This window comes from Agrobacterium sp. K11 (genome assembly GCF_059429395.1).
On sequence record NZ_JCAHRB010000011.1, the window covers coordinates 250328 to 266564 of the forward strand.

The 16237-nt window shown below is 58.9% G+C and carries 17 protein-coding genes; 12 read left to right on the forward strand and 5 right to left on the reverse strand.

Going from position 1 to position 16237, the window contains the following annotated elements; genetic code table 11:
* The first annotated feature begins 265 nt into the window (after nucleotides 1-265).
* On the forward strand, nucleotides 266-1693 hold the full coding sequence (gene mgtE, locus AC5SEO_RS21060; RefSeq protein WP_013636179.1) for a magnesium transporter: 1428 nt from the start codon (nucleotides 266-268) through the stop codon (nucleotides 1691-1693).
* An 85-nt stretch (nucleotides 1694-1778) separates the two neighbouring features.
* Nucleotides 1779-2165, forward strand: a complete 387-nt coding sequence (locus AC5SEO_RS21065; protein WP_003515319.1) for a MerR family transcriptional regulator — start codon at nucleotides 1779-1781, stop codon at nucleotides 2163-2165.
* A gap of 160 nt (nucleotides 2166-2325) precedes the next feature.
* Here the strand turns inward: AC5SEO_RS21065 and AC5SEO_RS21070 are convergent, their stop codons facing one another.
* Both AC5SEO_RS21070 and AC5SEO_RS21075 read right to left on the reverse strand, forming a co-directional pair.
* Nucleotides 2326-3291 carry a heparan-alpha-glucosaminide N-acetyltransferase gene (locus tag AC5SEO_RS21070; protein ID WP_003515315.1) on the reverse strand — a complete coding sequence of 322 codons (966 nt, stop codon included), beginning with the start codon at nucleotides 3289-3291 and terminating at the stop codon, nucleotides 2326-2328.
* Nucleotides 3292-3360: 69 nt separating this feature from the next.
* Complete coding sequence (locus AC5SEO_RS21075; RefSeq protein ID WP_013636176.1) at nucleotides 3361-4053, reverse strand: DUF599 domain-containing protein; 693 nt, start codon at nucleotides 4051-4053, stop codon at nucleotides 3361-3363.
* 506 nt (nucleotides 4054-4559) lie between these two features.
* Here AC5SEO_RS21075 and cobU point away from each other — a divergent pair.
* The 5 genes from cobU to ccoP all read left to right on the forward strand — a co-directional run bounded on the left by cobU (nucleotide 4560) and on the right by ccoP (nucleotide 8721).
* Complete coding sequence (cobU, locus tag AC5SEO_RS21080) at nucleotides 4560-5081, forward strand: bifunctional adenosylcobinamide kinase/adenosylcobinamide-phosphate guanylyltransferase (RefSeq protein WP_065702497.1); 522 nt, start codon at nucleotides 4560-4562, stop codon at nucleotides 5079-5081.
* 243 nt (nucleotides 5082-5324) lie between these two features.
* Nucleotides 5325-6947 (forward strand): cytochrome-c oxidase, cbb3-type subunit I, encoded by a 1623-nt coding sequence (ccoN, locus tag AC5SEO_RS21085; protein ID WP_003515308.1) that lies wholly within the window; start codon nucleotides 5325-5327, stop codon nucleotides 6945-6947.
* Nucleotides 6948-6957: 10 nt separating this feature from the next.
* Complete coding sequence (gene ccoO / locus AC5SEO_RS21090) at nucleotides 6958-7689, forward strand: cytochrome-c oxidase, cbb3-type subunit II (protein ID WP_003515307.1); 732 nt, start codon at nucleotides 6958-6960, stop codon at nucleotides 7687-7689.
* A gap of 12 nt (nucleotides 7690-7701) precedes the next feature.
* Entirely contained in the window at nucleotides 7702-7854 is a 153-nt protein-coding gene (locus AC5SEO_RS21095) for a CcoQ/FixQ family Cbb3-type cytochrome c oxidase assembly chaperone (protein WP_003502810.1), read from the forward strand.
* Between the two features lie 3 nt (nucleotides 7855-7857).
* Nucleotides 7858-8721 (forward strand): cytochrome-c oxidase, cbb3-type subunit III, encoded by an 864-nt coding sequence (gene ccoP / locus AC5SEO_RS21100; RefSeq protein WP_003515305.1) that lies wholly within the window; start codon nucleotides 7858-7860, stop codon nucleotides 8719-8721.
* Between the two features lie 48 nt (nucleotides 8722-8769).
* Here the strand turns inward: ccoP and AC5SEO_RS21105 are convergent, their stop codons facing one another.
* Together AC5SEO_RS21105 and AC5SEO_RS21110 are read right to left on the reverse strand one after the other, a co-directional pair.
* Complete coding sequence (locus AC5SEO_RS21105) at nucleotides 8770-9126, reverse strand: VOC family protein (protein ID WP_003515303.1); 357 nt, start codon at nucleotides 9124-9126, stop codon at nucleotides 8770-8772.
* Nucleotides 9127-9137: 11 nt separating this feature from the next.
* Nucleotides 9138-9542 carry an SRPBCC family protein gene (locus tag AC5SEO_RS21110; RefSeq protein WP_174068363.1) on the reverse strand — a complete coding sequence of 135 codons (405 nt, stop codon included), beginning with the start codon at nucleotides 9540-9542 and terminating at the stop codon, nucleotides 9138-9140.
* A gap of 121 nt (nucleotides 9543-9663) precedes the next feature.
* Here AC5SEO_RS21110 and ccoG point away from each other — a divergent pair, with 121 nt between their 5' ends.
* The 5 genes from ccoG (at nucleotide 9664) to gnd (ending at nucleotide 15776) form a co-directional block, all read left to right on the forward strand.
* Nucleotides 9664-11247, forward strand: coding sequence for a cytochrome c oxidase accessory protein CcoG (gene ccoG, locus AC5SEO_RS21115; protein WP_113473141.1), 1584 nt, complete (start codon nucleotides 9664-9666; stop codon nucleotides 11245-11247).
* Nucleotides 11244-11744, forward strand: a complete 501-nt coding sequence (locus AC5SEO_RS21120; RefSeq protein WP_065660933.1) for a FixH family protein — start codon at nucleotides 11244-11246, stop codon at nucleotides 11742-11744. The genes ccoG and AC5SEO_RS21120 overlap by 4 nt, the downstream gene beginning before the upstream one ends.
* On the forward strand, nucleotides 11741-14032 hold the full coding sequence (locus tag AC5SEO_RS21125; RefSeq protein WP_174068362.1) for a cation-translocating P-type ATPase: 2292 nt from the start codon (nucleotides 11741-11743) through the stop codon (nucleotides 14030-14032). Before AC5SEO_RS21120 ends, AC5SEO_RS21125 begins: the two co-directional genes overlap by 4 nt.
* Nucleotides 14029-14187, forward strand: a complete 159-nt coding sequence (gene ccoS, locus AC5SEO_RS21130; RefSeq protein ID WP_003515291.1) for a cbb3-type cytochrome oxidase assembly protein CcoS — start codon at nucleotides 14029-14031, stop codon at nucleotides 14185-14187. The genes AC5SEO_RS21125 and ccoS overlap by 4 nt, the downstream gene beginning before the upstream one ends.
* 158 nt (nucleotides 14188-14345) lie before the next feature.
* A complete protein-coding gene (gnd, locus tag AC5SEO_RS21135; protein ID WP_003515289.1) occupies nucleotides 14346-15776 on the forward strand; it encodes an NADP-dependent phosphogluconate dehydrogenase in 1431 nt (476 codons plus the stop codon).
* 68 nt (nucleotides 15777-15844) lie between these two features.
* Here gnd and AC5SEO_RS21140 read toward each other — a convergent pair whose 3' ends face one another.
* Entirely contained in the window at nucleotides 15845-16171 is a 327-nt protein-coding gene (locus AC5SEO_RS21140) for an RcnB family protein (RefSeq protein WP_003515287.1), read from the reverse strand.
* Between the last annotated feature and the right edge of the window lie 66 nt (nucleotides 16172-16237).

The following is a 16237-nucleotide window of genomic DNA, read 5'->3' on the forward strand; positions in this document are numbered from 1 at the left end:
ATATGTCAATCTCAATCTTACCGGTTCCGACGGAACGGCAAGGGCTTTCCGGACGTTGTGTGGATTGAGGTGCACTGCCTGCCGCTGCATCATCATGGAGTGCTGCGCTCTTCAATCATGGTCTTGCGAAAGGGCGGTCCATGACATTTTAGTCGCAGTTCCGAAGCCCGTTGTTTTTCACCTATCCGGTTGTTGACAATATACTTTTTAACGCCATTCTGCCTGCAAATTCGTGCACTGCGGCATTTAGAGAAGGGGACGCCAGATGACAGACCGTGACGACGATCTTCTCGCGCCCGAAGAGTTGAAACCGACAGAGGCACCCTCCGATATCTACGCCGAGGACGGCTCTGTCCGCTCCGACTTTCTGGCGATGGTGGGGGCGGCGATTGCCGACCGCGATCTGCTTTTCCTGCGCAAGAATGTCGCGCGGCTGCATGAGTCTGAACTCGGCGACGTGCTGGAGTCGATCATGCCGGAGCAGCGCCACGCGCTCGTGCGGTTGCTGGGTTCCGATTTTGACATGACGGCGCTGACCGAGGTGGATGAAGGCATCCGTCTCGATATCGTCGACCAGATGTCGAATGAGCAGATCGCTGCCGGTATCGGCGAACTGGATTCGGACGACGCCGTCTACATTCTCGAGGATCTCGACGACGAGGACCGCGAGGACATCCTCTCGCAACTTCCGTTCACCGAACGGGTGCGGCTGATGCGGGCGCTGGATTATCCGGAAAGCTCCGCCGGCCGTCGCATGCAGACGGAATTCGTTGCCGTGCCGCCGTTCTGGACCGTGGGACAGACCATTGATTATCTGCGTGAGGAGGAGGAGCTACCGGATTCCTTCACGCAGATCTTCGTCATCGACCCCACGTTCAAGCTTGTCGGCGCTCTCGATCTCGACAAGGTGCTGCGCGCCAAGCGTCAGGTGAAGATCGAAACGATCATGCACGAGACCAACCACTCCATTCCGGCCGAAATGGACCAGGAAGAAGCGGCGCAACTTTTCGAACAATACGACCTTCTATCCGCCGCCGTGGTGGACAATAACGGCCGTCTGGTTGGCGTGCTCACCATCGATGACGTGGTCGACGTCATTCAGGAAGAAGCCGAAGAGGATTTGCTGCGCCTTGGCGGTGTGGGCGACGAAGAACTGTCTGACAGCATCACCAGCACCTCGCGCTCGCGTGTGCCATGGCTTGCGGTTAACCTCCTTACCGCCTTTCTGTCTGCCTCCGTCATCAGCCTTTTCGATGCGACGATCCAGCAGATCATTGCGCTGGCGATTTTGATGCCGACGGTTGCCGGGATGGGCGGCAATGCCGGATCGCAGACCATGACCGTGTCCGTGCGGGCGCTGGCTACCAAAAGCCTAGATATTCACAACGCTGCCCGCATTATCAGGCGTGAAGCGGGCGTTGGCATCCTGAACGGGTTGTTGTTCGGCTGTGCCATCGGCATCGTTGCAGGCGTGTGGTTCCAGGATGTCCATATCGGTGGAATCATTGCTGCCGCCATGTGTCTCAACATGCTGGCGGCGGCGCTGGCAGGCATTCTCATTCCGCTGGTTCTCGACAGGTTCGGGGCAGATCCCGCCGTTTCCTCTGCTGTCTTCGTGACGGCGGTAACGGACATTGTCGGCTTTTTTTCGTTTCTGGGCATCGCTACCTGGTGGTACGGTATTTCGGGATAGGCCAGAACAGGCGAAAGCGGCAGGAAAAATTGACTTTTACGTGAAGGTCAAATAATAATTGTCCGGTTATGAATCGGATAGGCCCTTGGACAAGTATTATAGCATAACCGAACTGACGCGCGAATTCGGTGTTTCCACCCGCACCTTGCGATTTTACGAGGATGAGGGCCTCATTCACCCTGAGCGACGCGGGCGTACGAGGCTTTTCAGGTCTGCGGACCGGCGTCTCATTCAGGAAATCCTGCGCGGCCGCCGTATCGGTTTCACGATCGCAGAAATTCGCGAGATCATTCACGTCTACAAGGAGCCGCCGGGCGAATCAGGCCAGCTTGTGCTTCTGATGAAGAAGGTCGATGAGAAGCGCGCCGATCTCAGGCAAAAGCGCAAGGACATCGAAGAGACGCTGGCCGAGCTCGACAATGTCGAAGAGGCCTGCCTGACGCGCCTTGCCGAAATCGGCGTAGGGACCTGATGCAGGTTTCCCGCCGTCGCGCTTGACGTGATGGCCCTGGATTTCCCGCGGAGAGGAAAAACCTCTCACTTCGTCATGCTTTTGATTTTACGCGACGTGGATAGATCCTCGGGTCAAGCCCGAGAATGACGCCGAGCGTAGATTGGGCGTGTGTCGTCCTTTATTGCGCCTCAACCGTGCACTGTTGCGCCACGTCGCTGACTTTCGTCTGCTGCTCGGCGCTGAGCTTGCCTTCCATCATGATGTCAAACAGGCTTTCCGCTTGCAGCTTTTCAAGCGTGCAACCGCAGAAACGTTGGCACAATTCCTGGCCGTTAGCCTGCTGGACGCAGCTTTTTTCACAGCTCGATTTGTAAAGCTCCACCTGGTCGACAGGGGGAGGCGGTGCCACAAGTGATACCGCGTAGACGAGGCCAATCAGCGCCGGCTGATGAATGAGGTAAAAGGCAAGGCTGTGACGGCCCGCTGTTGCTATCAGATTGCGGGGGGAGCTTGGGTTGCGAAAACGGTCCAGCCAGCTGCGCGGTGTGACGAATTGCGAAACCGCAAGTCCGGCAAGAAAGGGCGCAAGCCACGGCAACAGCGGCACATAATCGTTCGAGCGCGGCGGCATGGTGGAGAAACCGACCCATGCCAGCCATTTGCTGTTGAAAAAATCCGACTGGACGTATTGCGGCAGCGCAAAGGCAAGAGCCGCGAAAAGCAGCGTCACCAGCGGGGGTGCCCGCAGGAACAGCAGCCCGACAAGGCTTGCAGCGGCTATGTTGTGCAGGATTCCGAAAAAGATGAAGCTATCCGGAAAGGCGACATAGGTAGCGATGGTGATGAGCAGCGCCGAGCCCGCCACCATTGCAAAACGCTTGCCGAAGGACGGCCAGTTTATGGCTTTGCCATGGGCGAGAAACAGGCTGAAACCGGCGAGGAACAGGAACGAGCTGGCAATGGCACGCGCATAAAGCTTCCACAGGCCGGTGGTTGCCGTACCCGGCTCCAGATAGCCGAAATACTCCAGATTCCATGTGAAGTGGTAAGACGCCATGGCGATGAGCGCCAGCCCGCGCAGTGTATCGAGACCGCCCATGCGGCCCTTGCGGCGGGTGTCGATTGCAGCTGTTTCTGTTTCCATAATTCCCGCTGTTTCAGCTGTCTGAAGCCGTTGTCTACTCAAGGGCTTGGCCCGTGAAGTAAGGCTATTTCAAGGCCCGGGCCTGTCCATGATGGCGCGGCGGGCCTCGGAGAAGAACTGGCGGCGCAACAGCGCCACTATGATGATGACCGTGCTTGCGATGAAGACATAGGGGCTGATGAACCAGCCGAGATAACCGATCGACAGGAAGATCGTCCGCAGCCCATCATTGAAGTTCTTAGCAGCGATGATGTTCATCTTTATGACGTTTTCAGCGGCACGCTCGGCAGCGTCGCGATCCGCGTTGACATCATGGACCATGGGTATGGCACCGAACAGGATCGTGCAATAATTGAACAGGCGGTAGGACCAGCCGAACTTGAAAAACGAGTAGCCGAAAAGGCAGGTTAGCCCCATGACCTTCAGTTCGAAGGCTGTGCGCCCGGCATATTGCACGAAGGGCAGGTCGCGAAACACGGTTTCGACCCGATCTGTCGCCCCCAGAAGAGCAAAGCAGCCGCCGATGGCAAAGATCGAGGTAGACGCGAAAAAAGCGGTACCATTCTGCAAACCCGCCATGATCTGAGTGTCGATCATCTTCAAGTCGCGTTTGAGAGAATTGTAAATCCAGTCGCGCCGGCGCTCCGCCATCGCCTGATTGAGGCTGGTTCGCGAAAACAGCGTCGTTCCCGTCGTGAGGTGGGTATAGGTGGCCCATAACACGATAAAAACGACGATCGAGATATAGTCCATGACGGTCATCACGGGCAGGTCACCTTGCTGTTTGCGAATCTTCGCGGCCATATTGATTTGAAGGCCATGGCAAGGCAATGGCAGCGGCCTCCATGGGCAAACATTCTCCCGCCGCGTTGCAGCTTCGTCATTTCGTTTTCTGCTAACGTTCCGGTAACCAAGTGGCTTTATCAATCCCGTCGCGGACGGAAAGGTCTGCCGGTTCCGGGTCAAGGTTTTGCGTACCGGTTCCGCTTGATTTTTCGTAGACACCGCTCGCCGATTGACAGAATGACCGTTCGCACCTAGCTTTTTGTCAGGACCGGTGTTTCCGGCATCCGGAGTTGCCAAGGCTGTCATATGTCCCGCATCGTGCGGACAGGTTTTGTCGTCTCCGACCCGGTATCATCGGCAGTCCGGCGTGAATAACCGGGGGACGCCTTTTTCTACGAATCGTTCCCTTCATGTACGGCTGTCTCTGGCTTGCGAAACCGCAATGATGCCGGTCCGTCTTATTCTTTTCTTCCAGGTTCTTCATGACAGATAAAAACCGCTCCGTTTTCATTCTAGGCGGCGCGCGCTCCGGCAAGTCCCGTTTTGCCGAGGACCTTGCGGGCAAAGCCAACGGGCGCCTGCATTATCTGGCCACCGGCCGGGCATGGGATGACGAGATGCGCGATCGCATCGACCATCATCAGGCCCGGCGCGGCGAGGAGTGGACGACACACGAGGCGCCCGTTGATATCGCTGCCGTGCTCGCATGGCTGGATGCGCCGGACAATGTCATCCTGATCGATTGCCTGACATTGTGGCTCACCAATCTGATGATGGAGAACGCCGATATCGAGACGGCGTTCGCCACGCTGGCAGCGGCAATCGCGTCCACCAAGGCGAAACTGATTCTCGTCTCTAACGAGGTCGGCCTTGGCATCGTGCCGGAAAACCGCATGGCGCGCGAATTCCGCGATCACGCCGGAAGGTTACACCAGCGCGTCGCGGCCATCGTCGATGAAGTCTATTTCGTCGCAGCCGGGCTGCCACTGAAAATGAAGGGCTGACGCAAGCCCTATAAAGCGGGTGTCGCGCGTCGGCGTCCGTTCTTTCAGTTTCTATGCACTTCTTATCGCCAAATCCCGGCTCGGTTTTGCCGGTGCTGCGACAGCTTCTCTTTCTTGATCTGGATCAAGGTGGCTTCCCCACGCCGGTGGCAATGCTCCAACCGACGCAAAGGCCCGTTTCCGCTTCGTAAAGCGCGCGCCAAGCCTTTCGTCGGTCTGCTTGCACGTTGGGGGAAACCAACAATGAATTACACGTTAGAAACCGCGATCGTGGCCCTTGGGGCTTTTCTCGCGCTGCTCGGGGCTGCTTTCGCTCACGACAGTCTTTTCGCCGCCCATATGTGGGTGCTGTTCTTTACGCTTCTGGTCAGCACGGTGCTTCTGCTGCGCCGTGTTTCTTTCGCGCCTGTCGATCAGGCCGCGCGCGCCCGGCTGAAATCCGAATATTTCGATGAGGTCGTGAAATACGGCGTCGTCGCTACCGTGTTCTGGGGCGTGGTCGGGTTTCTGGTCGGGGTCGTGGTGGCGCTTCAGCTCGCCTTTCCCGATCTCAACATCGCGCCCTATTTCAATTTCGGCCGGATGCGGCCGCTGCACACCTCCGCGGTGATCTTCGCTTTCGGGGGAAATGCGCTGATTGCCACGTCATTTTACGTGGTGCAGAGAACCTGTCGCGCACGCCTGTTCGGCGGCAATCTCGGCTGGTTCGTGTTCTGGGGCTACAACCTCTTCATCGTCATGGCTGCCACTGGCTATCTGCTTGGTATCACGCAGGGCCGCGAATATGCCGAGCCGGAATGGTATGTCGATATCTGGCTGACGATAGTCTGGGTCGCCTATCTCCTCGCATTTCTCGGCACGATCCTGACGCGCAAGGAGCCGCATATCTATGTGGCAAACTGGTTCTATCTGAGCTTCATCGTGACGATCGCCATGCTGCATATCGTCAACAACCTCGCCATTCCGGTGTCGTTCCTCGGCGTCAAGAGCTACTCCGCTTTCTCGGGCGTGCAGGATGCGCTGACGCAATGGTGGTACGGCCATAACGCCGTCGGCTTTTTCCTCACCGCCGGCTTCCTCGGCATGATGTATTATTTCATTCCCAAGCAGGTGAACCGCCCGGTCTATTCCTACCGTCTGTCGATCATCCACTTCTGGGCTTTGATCTTCATGTATATCTGGGCCGGTCCGCACCATCTGCACTATACGGCGTTGCCGGACTGGGCGCAGACGCTCGGCATGGTGTTCTCGATCATGCTGTGGATGCCGTCGTGGGGCGGCATGATCAACGGCCTGATGACGCTTTCGGGCGCATGGGACAAGATCCGCACCGATCCTATCGTGCGCATGATGGTGATGGCGGTGGCCTTCTACGGCATGGCGACCTTCGAGGGTCCGATGATGTCGATCAAGGCCGTTAACTCGCTCAGCCACTATACCGACTGGACCATCGGCCACGTGCATTCCGGCGCTCTCGGCTGGAACGGCATGATCACCTTCGGTGCCATCTATTATCTGACGCCGAAACTGTGGGGCAGGGACCGTCTCTACAGCCTGCAACTGGTCAACTGGCACTTCTGGCTCGCCACGATCGGCATCGTCATCTACGCCGCCGTGATGTGGGTGGCCGGCATCCAGCAGGCCTTGATGTGGCGCGAATACGATACGCAGGGCTTCCTCGTCTATTCCTTCGCGGAATCGGTCGCAGCGCTGTTCCCCTATTACGTGATGCGTGCGCTGGGTGGCCTGATGTTCCTCAGTGGCGCGCTGATCATGGCCTACAACGTCACCATGACCATCCTCGGTCGTCAACGCGAGGAGGGCGTCCGCAATGACGCCGCACCTTCGCTGCAGCCCGCTGAATAAGGAGAGGCCGATGTCCATACTCGACAAACACGGCGTCATCGAACGCAACGCCACTCTGCTTCTGGTCGGTTCGCTGCTCGTCGTCTCAATCGGCGGTATCGTGGAAATCGCGCCGCTTTTCTATCTCGAAAACACCATCGAGAAGGTGGAGGGCATGCGGCCCTACTCGCCGCTGGAACTGGCCGGGCGCAACATCTACATCCGCGAGGGATGTTATGTCTGCCACAGCCAGATGATCCGGCCGTTCCGCGACGAGGTGGAGCGTTACGGGCATTACAGCCTGGCGGCGGAATCCATGTACGACCACCCGTTCCAGTGGGGTTCCAAGCGCACGGGGCCGGACCTCGCACGCGTAGGCGACCGCTATTCGAATGAATGGCACGTGCAGCATCTGGCCGATCCGCGCTCCGTCGTGCCGGAATCGATCATGCCGTCCTACGCGTTCCTCAAAACCACGCCGTTGAAGATTACGGATATCTCGATGGAGCTGAAGGCTAACCGCGCCGTTGGCGTGCCCTATAGCGACGAGATGATCGAGAAATCAGCGGCTGATCTTCACGCGCAGGCCGATCCGAACGCCGATACGACCGAGCTTCTGGCGCGCTATCCGAAGGCGAAAGTCGGCGATTTCGATGGCGATCCAGCCAAGCTTACCGAAATGGATGCGCTGGTTGCCTATTTGCAGATGCTCGGCACGCTGGTCGATTTCTCGACCTATGACGATGCCGCCGGATATCGGTGAGGAGGCGATACGATGGAAACCTACACGGCCATGCGCCACTTCGCCGATAGCTGGGGCCTGCTTGCCATGACCCTGTTCTTCGCCGGCGTCGTCGTTTTCACCCTTCGTCCCGGATCGAAAAAAGCTGCGGACGACGCCGCCAGCATTCCGCTTAAGGAGGACTAGGATATGTCCGAAAAACACATTGATGACATCAGCGGCGTCGAAACCACCGGCCATGAATGGGACGGTATTCGCGAGCTTAACAATCCGATGCCGCGCTGGTGGGTCTGGACCTTCTACTTCACGATCCTCTGGGCCATCGGCTACACCATCGCCTATCCGGCATGGCCGCTGATCAATGGCGCAACGCAAGGGTTGCTCGGCTGGAGCAGCCGTTCCGAGATCGCCGCCGATATGGCGGACGCCAAACAGGCGCAGAGCGTCTATTCCGACAGAATCGCCAGTTCCTCGCTCGCCGAGATTGAGGCCGATCCGACGCTAAGGCAATTTGCGCTTTCCGGCGGTGCCGCCGCCTTCAAGGTCAATTGCATCCAGTGTCACGGTTCGGGTGCGGAAGGCGGGCAGGGATATCCCAACCTCAACGACGACGATTGGATGTGGGGAGGCAGCGTCGAGGATATCTATACGACGGTAAAGCACGGCATTCGTTTTGCCGACGATCCCGATACGCGCCTGTCGGAAATGCCGGCCTTCGGCGATATCCTCAAGTCCGAGGAAATCCGCGAGGTCGCCGCCTATGTCGTCAGCCTGACAGGAACGCCTTCCAACCCGGCACTCGTAGAACCCGGTAAACAGATTTTCGCCGACAATTGCGCCTCGTGCCACGGTGAGAACGCCAAGGGCAACCGCGAGTTCGGCGCGCCCAACCTGGCCGACGCGATCTGGCTGAAGGCCAGTGGCGAGCAGGGGATCGTTGCACAGATACGGTCGCCAAAACACGGGGTCATGCCCGCCTGGGGTGAACGGCTTGGTGATACCACGGTCAAGCAGCTTGCGATCTTCGTGCACTCGCTGGGCGGTGGCGAGTGAACGTCACAGCCAACAAATGGAAAGGGCCGCTCGATGCGGCCCTTTTTCTTATCGATCAGACCAGACGGCCAGTTCGTATCCATCCGGATCGGTGAAATGAAAACGGCGTCCGCCGGGAAAGGCGAATATGGCGACGCTGATCTGCCCACCGGCTGCCTCGACACGCCGGTGCGCATTCTCGATATCGGCGGCGTAAAGAATGACAAGCGGTCCACCCTTGGCTGACACAGGTGCCGTGGTGGTGAAACCGCCGGTCAGCCGGCCGTCGGAAAACTCGCAATATTGCGGGCCGTAATCCTTAAAGGACCAACCGAAAGCGCCGCCGTAAAATTCCTTGCTGCGCTCGATATCGGCGACGTTGAATTCGACATAGTCGATGCGCCGGTCATTCGTATTCGTGGTCATCGTTTTATCCTTCAATCCGTTTCGAGCAGCGACTTCAGTTTCTCCAGATCGACCCGGACCATCTCCGCATCCCGTTCGAAATCCCCGTCCGTCATGTCCGGCAGGCGAAGCAGGGTAAAGCTGACTTCGGCACCGCTGCCATTCGGTGTTACCCGCAGCGCGTTATACACCTTCATGCCATCCGGCAATGTCACGACGTGGTCTATCACGCCGAATTCGTTTAAGGGCGCGAAATTGACGCGGACCTCACCCAGCGGGCCGCCATCGGCGATCCAGTCCTCGCCGTCTGGTTTCAGACCGCCTGCTAGACCGGCGGCCCAGTGCGGCATGTTTTGCGGGTCGGAGGCGAAATCAAAGACATGGCTCCATGGTTTTTCCACCGACAGATGAATGATTTTTGACTGCATGACTGGCATCTCATCCTCCCTGTTTTAATGCAGGCCGCAGGCTGCGCCACTTTGTCCGCGCTTGATGTAAGTCAAGGATGTTTCGCCGGTGAGATGGGAGAAAGCAAGGAGATAAAAACGGACTGCAATCATGAACATCTATCCCGTCGGACAGGACCGCCCGCAACAGCCCGTCGAAAGGCTGGAAGCGGAGGCTGTCAATTCCGCAAAAACGCGTAAACCCCTTTATGAAGCGCGCAAGAAAATTTTCCCGAAGCGCGCGGAGGGCCGGTTCCGGCGGTTCAAGTGGCTGGTTATGCTGGTCACGCTCGGCATTTATTATCTGACGCCGTTTCTGCGCTGGGATCGCGGTCCCTATGCGCCCGACCAGGCGGTGCTGATCGATATTGCCAACCGGCGCTTTTATTTCTTCTTCATCGAAATCTGGCCGCAGGAGTTCTTTTTCGTCGCGGGATTGCTGGTCATGGCGGGTCTGGGGTTGTTTCTCATAACCTCCGCCGTGGGACGCGCGTGGTGTGGTTATACCTGTCCGCAGACCGTCTGGGTGGACCTGTTTCTGGTCGTCGAGCGGGCGATCGAGGGCGACAGGAATGCCCGCATGAAGCTCGATGCAGCACCTTTCACGTTCGGCAAGCTGCGCAAGCGGGTGATGAAACACGCAATCTGGCTGGTGATCGGCGTTCTGACCGGCGGGGCATGGATCTTCTATTTTGCCGATGCGCCGACGCTGGCGAGAGAGTTCATGACGGGGCAGGCACCGATGATCGCCTATACGACCGTCGCGATACTCACCGCCACGACCTATGTTTTCGGCGGGCTGATGCGGGAGCAGGTCTGTACCTATATGTGTCCCTGGCCGCGCATTCAGGCGGCGATGCTGGATGAGAACTCGCTGGTCGTGACCTATAATGACTGGCGCGGTGAACCTCGCACGAGGCACGCCAAAAAGGCTGCGGCCACAGGGGAGAGCGTCGGCGATTGCGTCGATTGCAATGCTTGTGTCGCAGTCTGTCCCATGGGCATCGACATAAGAGACGGGCAGCAGCTGGAATGTATCACCTGCGCGCTCTGTATCGATGCCTGCGATGGGGTGATGGACAAGATTGGTAAGCCACGCGGGCTGATCGCCTATGCGACGCTGTCCGAATACCAGTCCAACATGGCGCTTGCGACCAGCAACGGCCAGCACGCAATCCGGCCTGCGAATGTGCGCAAGGAGGACGGCGGGTTCAAAAACAGCATTCGCCATTTCGACTGGCGCATCGTCTTTCGCCCGCGCACGCTTCTTTACACGGCAATATGGGCTGCAGTCGGCATCGGCTTGCTGGTGGCTCTGGTGACGCGCGAGCGGCTGGCTCTTAACGTGCTGCACGACCGCAACCCGCAATATGTGCTGGAATCGAACGGGTCCATCCGCAACGGTTATACCGTTCGCATCCTCAACATGGTGCCGCAACCGCGCCTAATGAGCCTGACGATAGAGGGCATTCCAAGTGCGGTGATGAAGTTAAACGGCGTGCCGGATGCAGCCTCTCGCAGCTTCGAGGTGATGGTGGAACCGGACGAGGCGACAACGCTGAAGGTGTTCGTCACCCTGCCGGGCAGTCACGTCGCGCGGGCTGCTGAAAATTTCGAATTCATCGTCAGCGATACGGGCGGCCATGAGACGGCCCGTTACGACGCCGTCTTCAACGCTCCGGGAGTGAAAAAATGACAACGACCAATCGCCAGACGTCCGGTTTCATTTTCACCGGCTGGCATATGCTGGGTGTTATGGTGATGTTTTTCGGCATCGTCATCACCGTCAACATGGTGATGGCCTGGAACGCTGTCACCAGCTGGAGCGGGCTGGTGGTGCCCAATACCTATGTTGCCAGCCAGCAGTTCAACGCCAAGGCCGAGGCCGCCAAGGCAAGGGCCGCGACCGGTATCAAGGGCAGGCTGGTGGTGAATGAAAAGACCGTGCGCTACGAGGTGTTTCATCCAGATACCGGCCCTGTGGATACGGATACCGTAACGGCGCGTTTTCGCCGGCCGGTCGGCGAGCACCAGAATTTCGACATGGAGCTGACCCCGGTGTCTACCGGGGTCTTCACCGGCCCGCATGACATGCTGCCCGGCCAATGGATCGTTGAGGTCACTGCCGTAAAAGACGGCAGGATCATCGTGCATGAAGGCACGCGGATCGCGGTGATCAGGGGGCGTCAATGAGCTGTTGTGCACAGGGAACGGAAGGGTCGCTTCAACTCGGCGAACCCGTCAACCCACCATCATCAGAGGAGCTGATGCTGGCAAGCCGCGATCTGGGGCAGGGGCTGCGCCAGACAGATCTCAGCGTGCCCGGCGTTTATTGCGGCGCCTGCATCACCACCATCGAAACGGCGCTGCGCCGTCTCCGCCAGGTGGAGCAGGCGCGCGTGAACCTGTCCTCAAAACGGGTGGCGATTGTCTGGAAAGAGTATGTCGATGGCATCAGGACAGATCCCGCCGAACTTGCCCGCGCAATCCTTGCAACCGGATACCGGACGCATCTTTTCGCGAGCGGACAGGATGCTTCGGACGTGTTGCGCTCGCAACTGATCAGGGCGGTGGCGCTCTGCGGCTTTGCTTCCGCCAATATCATGCTTCTATCCGTGTCCGTCTGGTCCGGGGCCGATGCCGCGACGCGTGACATGTTCCACTGGATTTCGGCGATGATTGCCGCGCCGGCGCTGATCTATGGCGGCCGGTTCTTCTATCAGTCGGCCTGGAATGCGCTGAAGCATGGCCGCACCAATATGGATGTGCCGATCGCGCTCGCCATCACGCTATCCTACGCAATCTCGCTATGGGAGACGATTCATCATGGCGAACATGCGTGGTTTGACGCGACCGTGTCGCTGCTGTTCTTCCTGCTGATCGGCCGCACGCTTGACCATATCATGCGTGACAGGGCGCGCTCGGCAATTGCGGGCCTGGCCCGGCTTTCACCACGCGGCGCAACCGTTATCGGTGAGGACGGAACGCGGGAGTATCGCCCGCTTGGCGATGTGCTACCCGGCATGACGATTGCGATTGCTGCCGGTGACCGCGTGGCGGTGGATGCGATGGTCACTAGCGGAAGCAGCGATCTCGACATGTCCATTGTCAACGGCGAAAGCGCGCCGCGTCGGGTGGAGGCGGGCGATCTGCTCCAGGCAGGCACCCTCAATCTCACCGGTTCGCTCGCCGCGCGGGTGACCGCATCGGCAAAGGATTCGTTTCTGTCGGAAGTGATCGGGCTGATGGAGGCGGCGGAAGGGGGGCGGGCGCGCTATCGGCGGATTGCCGACCGTGCCGCGAGCTATTATTCGCCCGTCGTACATCTTCTTGCTCTCATGACCTTTCTCGGTTGGGGCGTTTTGGGCGGTGACTGGAAGCAGGCGATGCTGATCGCGATTGCGGTTCTCATCATCACCTGCCCCTGTGCGCTTGGCCTTGCTGTTCCGGTGGTGCAGGTGGTGGCGGCAGGCCGGCTCTTTCGGCATGGCATCATGGTCAAGGAAGGCTCGGCGATGGAGCGACTGGCCGAAATCGACACCGTGCTGTTCGACAAGACAGGCACCCTGACGGTCGGGAAGCCGCGACTGGTGGAAACCGGCGATGTGAACCCCGCCACGATGGCGATTGCGGCTGGCCTTGCCGCCCATTCACGCCATCCGCTGTCCAAAGCCCTGCATGCAGCCTATGGCGGAATTTTACCGGTCTACGAAGCGGTGCGTGAAATTCCCGGCTCCGGTGTTGAGGCTCTCACGCCGGCGGGAACCTACCGGCTCGGCAACCGCCGTTTTGCCTGCCCGGATGAATCGCAAATGGAAAACGGCGACGCGCGATCGGAAGTGGTGCTTTCGCTTGACGGCGGGTATCTGGCGAGTTTCGGTTTCGAGGACAATCCGCGTCCTGGCGCCGTACAGGCACTGCGCAGCCTTTCTGCGCGAGGACTGGTGCTGGAAATCGTATCCGGTGACCGGGTACCGGCCGTGAAGGCCATGGCGCAGCGTCTGGGCATTGCGAAATGGAACGCGGACCTGTCGCCGAAAGACAAGGCGGGGCGCTGTGGGGCACTGGCAGGCGAGGGACGCAAGGTTCTGATGGTGGGCGACGGTATCAATGATGCGCCGGCGCTGGCCGCAGCACATGTTTCGATGGCACCGGCAACCGCCGCCGATATCGGCCGGCAGGCCGCCGACTTCGTGTTCATGCACGAGAATCTGGATGCCGTTCCTGTCGCCATCGAGACATCGCGGCGGGCCGGACGGCTTATCCGGCAGAACTTCGCGCTTGCCATCGGCTACAATGTCATTGCCGTGCCGATTGCGATTGCCGGTTATGCGACGCCGATGATCGCGGCCATCGCCATGTCGACATCGTCGCTCATCGTTGTTGCAAATGCGCTGCGTCTTGCCGGAACGGCTGAAGCCGTGTCTGCGCAACAGAGCGTGCCGGCCGGATTTGCGGACGAGGGGGCGCAACCGGCATGAACATGTTGATCTATCTCATCCCCGTCGCCCTGTTTCTCGGAGCGCTCGGGCTTTTCGCCTTCCTCTGGTCGGTGCGATCAGGGCAATATGAGGATATGGACGGCGCTGCCTGGCGAGCGCTGGACGATGGCGACGACCGGCCACGACCTTCATAGTGGGGGCGCATTGGTTACGACCTTCCCCCGACCTGTCGCAAATATGCAAAGCTGATTTGCGTCATCAAAATTTAATCGTTTCAGTCGCCCCTAGCCTTGCCGTTTGTTCATTACAGTGCCACAACACGACCACCTAAAAGCAAGATGGAGGCACATCCGTGGAACAGGCAGAAATCGGTTTGATCGGTCTCGGCGTCATGGGCTCGAACCTGGCGTTGAACATCGCGGAAAAGGGCAACAAGATTGCCGTATTCAACCGAACCCCTGAAGCGACGAAAAAATTCTACGCCGAGGCTGGGGACTTGCAGGGGCAGTTGATCCCTTGCGAAACCATCGAGGAATTCGTCGCCGCCATTCGTCCTCCGCGCCCGATCATCATCATGATCAAGGCCGGCGATCCGGTTGACCAGCAGATGGAAATCCTGAAGCCGCATCTCTCGAACGGCGACATCATGATCGACGCCGGCAATGCGAATTTCCGCGATACGATCCGCCGTTTCGACAATCTGAAGGATAGCGGTCTGACCTTTATCGGTATGGGCGTTTCCGGCGGTGAAGAAGGTGCGCGTCACGGACCGTCGATCATGGTCGGCGGTACCGAAGATAGCTGGAAGCGCGTCGAGAAGGTTCTGACCTCCATTTCCGCCAAGTATAATGACGATCCGTGCGTGGCATGGCTCGGCAACGACGGTGCCGGTCATTTCGTCAAGACGATCCATAACGGCATCGAATATGCCGACATGCAGATGATCGCCGAAATCTACGGCATCCTGCGTGACGGCCTGAAGATGAGTGCGTCTGAAATCGCCGATGTATTCGGTGAATGGAACAAGGGCCGTCTCAACTCCTACCTGATCGAAATCACCGAGAAGGTTCTGCGCGCTGCCGATCCGATCACCGGCAAGCCGATGGTCGATCTGATCCTCGACAAGGCCGGCCAGAAGGGTACAGGCAAGTGGTCGGTTATCGAGGCGCAGAACATGGGCGTCGCCGCAACTGCCATCGAGGCCGCCGTGGCTGCCCGTATCCTGTCGTCGCAGAAGGACGAGCGCGAAGCTGCCGAGAAGATCTTCGGCCTGCCGACCGTTGCAGCTGCACCGGCTGACAAAAAGGCCTTTATCGCCGATCTGGAAAGCGCGCTTCTGGCCGCCAAGGTCGGTGCTTACGCACAGGGCTTTGCCGTCATGTCGGCCGCATCGAAGGAGTTCAACTGGAACCTGCCGATGCCGACGATCGCCCGCATCTGGCGCGCCGGCTGCATCATCCGCTCGGAATTCCTCGATGAGATCACCTCGGCCTTCACCAAGGATCCGCATGTGGCCAACCTCATCGTGACGCCTGCCTTCTCCGGCATCGTCAAGGACACCGACGCCGCCCTGCGCCGTGTCGTTTCCTACGCGGTTCTCTCCGGTCTGCCGGTTTCGGCGCTCGCTTCCGCGCTTGGTTACTTCGACGCCTATCGTCGCGCCCGCGGCAGCGCGAACCTTATTCAGGCGCAGCGCGACTTCTTCGGCGCGCATGGCTTCGAACGCACCGACGGTGTCGACAAGCCGCATGGCCCGTGGGGCAGCGGCGCCGACATTTTCTGATCGGCTATAACGATAAACGACAAAAGGCCCGTGCAAGCGGGCCTTTTTCATATCATCCGTCGATTTACTTAGCGTGCCGCAGAAAGGCCGACGATCAGGCCGGTGACGGCGTTGATGAGCAGGAACTGGTTGTCGACGCGTACCCAGCGCTGGTCGCGACGCGGCTCTGCCAGGCGGTAACGGCGATAGTCGCGGCGGTCGACGAAATGACGACGCTCTGCCGGCGAGAGACGCTGACCGCGATCCCAACGGTGCTTCTTGACGATAACTTTTTTGGTTGTCGTATGACGCTCGACGGTTACACCGCGATGACGATCGTCGTGGCGGCTTTGTGCCTGGGCCATTGGAGCAGCAAGAACAGTTGCGGCCAGAAGAATGGTGACGAACTTTTTCATGAATGTTTCCTCTCGTGTTTCGATAAGGAGAACTTACGAATAAACGAATGAACGGAAACTGAACTT

What these genes read in the sequence shown, in the direction of transcription:
- mgtE (WP_013636179.1), top strand. Translation starts at nt 266, where the DNA reads ATGACAGACCGTGACGACGATCTTCTCGCGCCCGAAGAGTTGAAACCG.
- AC5SEO_RS21075 (WP_013636176.1), bottom strand. Translation starts at nt 4,053, where the DNA reads ATGACCGTCATGGACTATATCTCGATCGTCGTTTTTATCGTGTTATGG.
- AC5SEO_RS21110 (WP_174068363.1), bottom strand. Translation starts at nt 9,542, where the DNA reads ATGCCAGTCATGCAGTCAAAAATCATTCATCTGTCGGTGGAAAAACCA.
- AC5SEO_RS21140 (WP_003515287.1), bottom strand. Translation starts at nt 16,171, where the DNA reads ATGAAAAAGTTCGTCACCATTCTTCTGGCCGCAACTGTTCTTGCTGCT.
- AC5SEO_RS21120 (WP_065660933.1), top strand. Translation starts at nt 11,244, where the DNA reads ATGACAACGACCAATCGCCAGACGTCCGGTTTCATTTTCACCGGCTGG.
- ccoG (WP_113473141.1), top strand. Translation starts at nt 9,664, where the DNA reads ATGAACATCTATCCCGTCGGACAGGACCGCCCGCAACAGCCCGTCGAA.
- cobU (WP_065702497.1), top strand. Translation starts at nt 4,560, where the DNA reads ATGACAGATAAAAACCGCTCCGTTTTCATTCTAGGCGGCGCGCGCTCC.
- ccoO (WP_003515307.1), top strand. Translation starts at nt 6,958, where the DNA reads ATGTCCATACTCGACAAACACGGCGTCATCGAACGCAACGCCACTCTG.
- ccoP (WP_003515305.1), top strand. Translation starts at nt 7,858, where the DNA reads ATGTCCGAAAAACACATTGATGACATCAGCGGCGTCGAAACCACCGGC.
- AC5SEO_RS21070 (WP_003515315.1), bottom strand. Translation starts at nt 3,291, where the DNA reads ATGGAAACAGAAACAGCTGCAATCGACACCCGCCGCAAGGGCCGCATG.
- ccoN (WP_003515308.1), top strand. Translation starts at nt 5,325, where the DNA reads ATGAATTACACGTTAGAAACCGCGATCGTGGCCCTTGGGGCTTTTCTC.
- ccoS (WP_003515291.1), top strand. Translation starts at nt 14,029, where the DNA reads ATGAACATGTTGATCTATCTCATCCCCGTCGCCCTGTTTCTCGGAGCG.
- AC5SEO_RS21125 (WP_174068362.1), top strand. Translation starts at nt 11,741, where the DNA reads ATGAGCTGTTGTGCACAGGGAACGGAAGGGTCGCTTCAACTCGGCGAA.
- AC5SEO_RS21105 (WP_003515303.1), bottom strand. Translation starts at nt 9,126, where the DNA reads ATGACCACGAATACGAATGACCGGCGCATCGACTATGTCGAATTCAAC.
- AC5SEO_RS21095 (WP_003502810.1), top strand. Translation starts at nt 7,702, where the DNA reads ATGGAAACCTACACGGCCATGCGCCACTTCGCCGATAGCTGGGGCCTG.